Annotated in this window: 3 protein-coding genes and 1 pseudogene; all 4 read left to right on the top strand. The window is 50.8% G+C overall.

Translation table 11 applies throughout. The features are described 5' to 3' along the window. On the top strand, nucleotides 1-2,300 hold a 2,300-nt coding region (locus tag Q0241_RS08205; protein WP_299375857.1), incomplete at its 5' end, for a xanthine dehydrogenase family protein molybdopterin-binding subunit. A gap of 14 nt (nucleotides 2,301-2,314) precedes the next feature. Beyond that, nucleotides 2,315-3,094, top strand: a complete 780-nt coding sequence (locus tag Q0241_RS08210) for a xanthine dehydrogenase family protein subunit M (protein WP_299375859.1) — start codon at nucleotides 2,315-2,317, stop codon at nucleotides 3,092-3,094. A gap of 77 nt (nucleotides 3,095-3,171) precedes the next feature. Then, nucleotides 3,172-4,023, top strand: a pseudogene (locus tag Q0241_RS08215) (MoxR family ATPase); the annotation flags it as partial. Between the two features lie 9 nt (nucleotides 4,024-4,032). Then, nucleotides 4,033-4,417: aldehyde dehydrogenase family protein (locus Q0241_RS08220; RefSeq protein ID WP_299375862.1), on the top strand; the 385-nt coding region annotated here is incomplete at its 3' end.

Genomic DNA, 4,417 nt, shown 5'->3' on the forward strand with positions numbered 1-4,417 from the left:
GTTTTATCATCGGCAAGGGACGATATCTCGACGATATCACAAAGCCCGGCCAAACCTATGGATACTTCATTCGATCACCCTATGCCCACGCAAAAATTAACAGCATCGACACAAGCGAAGCCCTGAAAGCACCTGGTGTTGTTGACATTTTAACGGGTCCAGATATGGAAGCCGATGGCATTGGTCCTATTATCTGTGGCTGGGGAATTACCTCTAAAGATGGCACTCCACATAAAGCCCCGGCACACCCGGCCTTGGCCGTAAGTCATGTTAAATACGTTGGACATCAGGTTGCACTTGTTGTTGCTGAAACCCTGCAGCAGGCAAGGGATGCATCCGAACTTGTAGAAATCGACTATGAAGAGCTTCCACATGTTATTGAAGTTGGCGACGCATTAGCCAGCGACGCTCCGCAAATTCACGATGATATCCCTGGCAATCTTTCTTTTGATTGGGAGCTCGGCGACCGTGCCGCCGCAGAAAAGGCCATCGCATCAGCGCATCACGTCACCCGAATGGATTTACGGAATAACCGTCTGATTCCAAATGCAATGGAACCCCGTGCTGCACTGGGGGAATATGATGCAGGTACAGACGAAATAACACTCTATACCACCAGTCAGAATCCTCATGTACACAGGCTTGTCCTGTCGGCTTTTAATGCGGTCGCACCAGAACATAAATTGCGGGTTATCGCCCCGGATGTCGGGGGTGGATTTGGATCAAAGATCTTTATCTATTCCGAAGAAACCGTCTGCGCCTGGGCAACAAAGAAACTTGATCGCCCCATCAAATGGACAGCGGAAAGATCTGAATCATTCCTGTCTGATGCTCATGGCCGTGATCATGAAACCCATGCAGAAATGGCCTTTGATGCCGATGGTAAAATCCTAGGCTTCAAGGTATCGACCAAAGCAAATGTTGGCTGTTATCTATCAACCTTTGCCTCTGCCGTGCCAACCTATCTCTACGGCACCTTGCTTAATGGTCAGTATACAATGCCAGCCATCTATTGTGAGGTTCAGGCTGGGTTTACAAACACAGCCCCCGTCGATGCCTATCGTGGTGCCGGTCGGCCGGAAGCAACATATGTTGTCGAACGGATGATCGAAATCGGGGCCCGTGAAATGGGTATAGATCCGGGTGAAATGCGCAAACGGAACTTCATCTCACCGGATGCTTATCCTTATGAGACACCCGTTATTATGACCTACGATAGCGGCAACTATGCCCTCGCCATGGATAAGGCGCAGGCCGCCATTGATTACAGTGGTTTCGAAGCCAGAAAAGCTGAATCGGCAAAACGCGGCAAGCTTCGCGGGATTGGCTATTCCGCCTTTATCGAAGCTTGCGGCATTGCACCGTCAGCGGCGGTTGGTTCTCTTGGTGCTGGTGTGGGACTATGGGAATCTGCACAGGTTCGTTTCAACCCAACCGGCAGCGTGACTGTCTTTACAGGTAGCCACTCACACGGCCAAGGTCACGAGACAACCTTTGCCCAGATCGTCTCCGACCAACTCGGCGTGCCGATTGATCAGGTGGAAATATCCCACGGCGATACCGGTAAGGTACCTTTTGGAATGGGTACCTATGGGTCCCGGTCCCTTGCTGTCGGAGGGTCTGCAATTATGAAAGCCATCGATAAAGTTGTCGAAAAAAGTAAAAAAATTGCAGCCCATACACTGGAAGCTTCTGTCGAGGACATTGAACATTCCGGTGGTGTTTTCTCTGTTGCGGGTACGGATAAAAAAATGACAATGGCAGAGATCGCATTTTCTGCCTATGTACCCCATAACTATCCGGCGGATGTTGAACCGGGCATGGACGAAACGGCGTTCTATGATCCGCTAAACTTTACCTTCCCTGCTGGCACCCACATCGCCGAGGTCGAGATTGATCCCGAGACAGGTACAACAGAAATCCTGGATTGGGTTGCTGTGGATGATTTTGGTAACGTGATTAACCCCATGATTGTCGAAGGACAAGTTCACGGTGGCCTTGCGCAAGGTATCGGGCAGGCTCTTCTGGAAAACTGTGTTTATGACAAGGAAAGCGGTCAGCTTTTGACCGGTTCTTACATGGACTATTGCATGCCTCGTGCTGATGACTTGCCGACCTTCCGGGTCGAAACCATCAACACCCCATGTACGACAAATCCCCTTGGCGTAAAGGGCTGTGGTGAAGCAGGTGCGATCTCTGCACCAGCGGCATTGATGAATGCCATCACCAACGCACTGGGCAAGGAAATCGACATGCCAGCCACACCTGAAAAGGTATGGCGTGCGGCACAGGGACTATAAGGGAGGAATGCATCATGTATAATTTTGATTACAAACGTCCGGGTACCATAGACGAAGCTGCTAGCCTCCTGAACGATGACACCGTTTTGCTTGCCGGGGGACAAACCTTAATCCCGACACTCAAACAGCGTCTGGCCCAACCGGAAGCTTTGGTTGACCTAAGTGCTATTGAATCACTCCGTGGGGTTTGCCCCGATGGTGATCAACTGGCTATCGGGGCTATGACAACCCATGCCGAAGTGGCAACCAAAGCAACAATCCCTGTACTAGCATCTCTTGCCAGCGGGATTGGTGATGCCCAGGTTCGCAACAGAGGAACCATTGGGGGCTCAATTGCCAACAATGACCCAGCAGCAGACTATCCTGCTGCGGTTGTCGGACTGAACGCAGTGGTCAGTACCAATCGGCGGACAATTGCCGCAGATGATTTCTTTACCGACCTTTTTGAAACAGCTTTGGAAGAAGGCGAGATCATTACCAATGTGACCTTTCCGAGACCAGAAGCAGCTGCTTACATAAAGTTCGATAACCCGGCGTCACGGTATGCCATCGTCGGCGTGATGGTCGCAAAAACCAGCTCTGGCATCAGAGTAGCAGTTACAGGTGCTGGTCCTTGCGTCTTCCGTCAAACAGAAATGGAGGCTGCCCTTTCAGCAAGCTTCACCCCACAATCATTGGATAACATTTCTGTATCTGCAGATGGCCTGAATAGCGATATACATGCATCTGCAGAATATCGTGCCAACCTGATTAAGGTTCTTGCCAAACGCGCCGTTGCTCAAATAAACGGCTAATCTATCTGGCCGCAGTTGCTTTGCATTAATCAACTGCGGCCTTTTTACGTTTTAATAATCTTCCTGCGGAGCACGTCATGCCTAATTCGTCTCAAATCTCTGCTTCAATTGATGACGTCCTTCAAAACCTAGCCAACGGAAAATACGTAGCCGACCGTTCTCTTGCCACGGTGATTCACCTTGCCTTGAACATGCAACGCCCGCTGTTTCTCGAAGGAGAAGCCGGTGTCGGGAAAACGGAAATCGCCAAAGTTCTGTCCAACGCTCTGGACCGTCCGCTCATTCGCTTGCAGTGTTATGAAGGATTGGATGTGGCGTCGGCCGTTTACGAATGGAATTATGCCGCCCAGATGGTGGAAATCCGGATGCGCGAAGCCAGCGGCGCGGTTTCCAGGGACGCGATGGAGCAGGGGGTCTTTTCCGAGAAATTTCTCATCAAACGCCCGATCCTGCAGGCTCTGGAGGCCGACAAAGGCCGAGCGCCAGTGCTGTTGATCGACGAGCTCGATCGAACGGACGAAGCTTTTGAAGCATTTCTGCTTGAGATTTTGTCCGATTATCAGGTGACTATCCCGGAATTGGGCACCATCAAAGCAGCCGAACCACCGGTGGTGATTATCACCACCAACCGAACACGGGAAATCCATGATGCCCTGAAACGGCGTTGTCTAGATCACTGGGTGGATTATCCAAATGCCGAACGTGAGCTCGATATCGTGAAACTCAAAGTTCCGGGAGCCAGCGAAGCTCTTTCACGAGAAATCGTCGCTTACGTCCAAAGACTGCGTCAAGAGGAACTGTTTAAGAACCCGGGAATTGCGGAAACACTGGATTGGGCAGGCGCCCTCATGGAATTGGACAAGGTTGCCCTGGACCCGCAAGCCATATCCGACACGTTAGGCGTGTTGTTGAAGTATCAAGACGAACTTTGCGAAGCAATGGACAGCGACTTTGGCCACCGTTCCACCTATCTTAGCAAGTTAACGGATATCGCCGCAGGAGTTGGCCCCATCAAACATGCCAAAGCCAATCTTAAAAAATGGATGAAAACAGAACGCCGCAACACTATGTTCCCACTGAACCTATTGGGCGCCCGATCCAAAATTGAATATCAACCGCTGGGCGTAGTTGGCATTGTGAGCCCATGGAATTTCCCTGTTAATTTAACGTTTGGCCCGTTGGCAAGTGTATTGGCTGCCGGCAATCGGGCGATGATTAAACCGTCTGAATACACGCCTGCAACATCGGCCTTAATGGCAAAAATGATTGAAGAGGTTTTTGATCCAACTGAAGTGGCAGTTATCACTGGTGGGCCCGAAGTGG

Origin of the sequence: uncultured Kiloniella sp., from assembly GCF_937128705.1 — a bacterium.
Classification (GTDB): Bacteria; Pseudomonadota; Alphaproteobacteria; order Kiloniellales; family Kiloniellaceae; genus Kiloniella.

Bases quoted from the DNA above. Each gene is read 5' to 3' on its own strand.
- Q0241_RS08210 (WP_299375859.1), top strand. From the start codon at position 2,315: ATGTATAATTTTGATTACAAACGTCCGGGTACCATAGACGAAGCTGCT.